The organism is Actinoplanes sp. NPDC049316, from assembly GCF_040677315.1.
GTDB lineage: Bacteria > Actinomycetota > Actinomycetes > Mycobacteriales > Micromonosporaceae > Actinoplanes.
The window spans coordinates 1,490-3,093 of sequence record NZ_JBFAQM010000061.1 but is presented as its reverse complement, the minus strand read 5'-3'; the positions used below and the strand labels follow the sequence as shown (position 1 = coordinate 3,093).

Genomic DNA, 1,604 nt, shown 5'->3' with positions numbered 1-1,604 from the left:
GGGGTTGTGGGTTGGTTGTTGGTTGAGAATTGCACAGTGGACGCGAGCATCTTGTTTTCTGTGGTTAAGTTGTCAAGGGCGAACGGTGGATGCCTTGGCACCAGGAGCCGATGAAGGACGTGGGAGGCCGCGATAGGCCTGGGGGAGCTGTCAACCTAGCTGTGATCCCAGGGTGTCCGAATGGGGAAACCTAGCACGAGTCATGTCGTGTTACCTGCATCTGAATTCATAGGGTGTAGGGGGGAACGCGGGGAAGTGAAACATCTCAGTACCCGTAGGAAGAGAAAACAATAGTGATTCCGTGAGTAGTGGCGAGCGAAAGCGGATGGAGCCTAAACCGGTTGCGTGTGATACTTGTCAGGGGTTGCGTAGCCGGGGTTGTGAGACCCACTTATCACATCTGACAGTGTGGTGGAGAGTTACAAAGTTTGTGGTTAGTTGAATGGTGTGGGAAAGCCAACCGTAGAGGGTGAGAGTCCCGTAGACGAAAGCTGCAAGCCTCTTTGTGGTGTTCTCGAGTAGCAGCGGACTCCTGAAATCTGCTGTGAATCTGCCAGGACCACCTGGTAAGGCTGAATACTTCCTGGTGACCGATAGCGGACGAGTACCGTGAGGGAATGGTGAAAAGTACCCCGGGAGGGGAGTGAAATAGTACCTGAAACCGTTCGCCTACAATCCGTCAGAGCCTTTCGGGGTGATGGCGTGCCTTTTGAAGAATGAGCCTGCGAGTTAGTGGCATGTGGCGAGGTTAACCCGTGGGGGGTAGCCGTAGCGAAAGCGAGTCTGAAGAGGGCGCTTATAGTCGCATGTTCTAGACCCGAAGCGGGGTGATCTAGCCATGGGCAGGTTGAAGCGTGGGTAAGACTGCGTGGAGGACCGAACCCACCAACGTTGAAAAGTTGGGGGATGACCTGTGGTTAGGGGTGAAAGGCCAATCAAACTCCGTGATAGCTGGTTCTCCCCGAAATGCATTTAGGTGCAGCGTCGCGTGTTTCTTGCCGGAGGTAGAGCACTGGATGGTCTAGGGGGCCTACAAGCTTACCGAAATCAGCCAAACTCCGAATGCCGGTAAGTGAGAGCGCGGCAGTGAGACTGCGGGGGATAAGCTTCGTAGTCGAGAGGGAAACAGCCCAGATCACCAGCTAAGGCCCCTAAGCGTGTGCTAAGTGGAAAAGGATGTGGGGTCGCATAGACAACCAGGAGGTTGGCTTAGAAGCAGCCATCCTTTAAAGAGTGCGTAATAGCTCACTGGTCAAGTGGTTCCGCGCCGACAATGTAGCGGGGCTCAAGCACACCGCCGAAGCTGTGGCACTCACACAATAACTTCGCTAGTCGACTTGATCGGCTGGTGCAGGTGTGTGGGTGGGTAGGGGAGCGTCGTATGGCGGGTGAAGCGCCGGGGTGACCCAGGTGTGGACGCCATACGAGTGAGAATGCAGGCATGAGTAGCGAATGAAGGGTGAGAAACCCTTCCGCCGGATGACCAAGGGTTCCAGGGCCAGGCTAATCCGCCCTGGGTGAGTCGGGGCCTAAGGCGAGGCCGAGAGGCGTAGTCGATGGATAACGGGTTGATATTCCCGTACCCGCGTAGGAGCGCCCATGAC

The 1,604-nt window shown here is 55.8% G+C and carries 1 other annotated feature (cut by a window edge).

Going from position 1 to position 1,604, the window contains the following annotated elements:
- Nucleotides 1–62: 62 nt before the first annotated feature.
- Nucleotides 63–1,604 (top strand) — a sequence feature (mutual gap in cmsearch alignment for this rRNA model is longer than 100) (it continues 1,489 nt past the right edge of the window).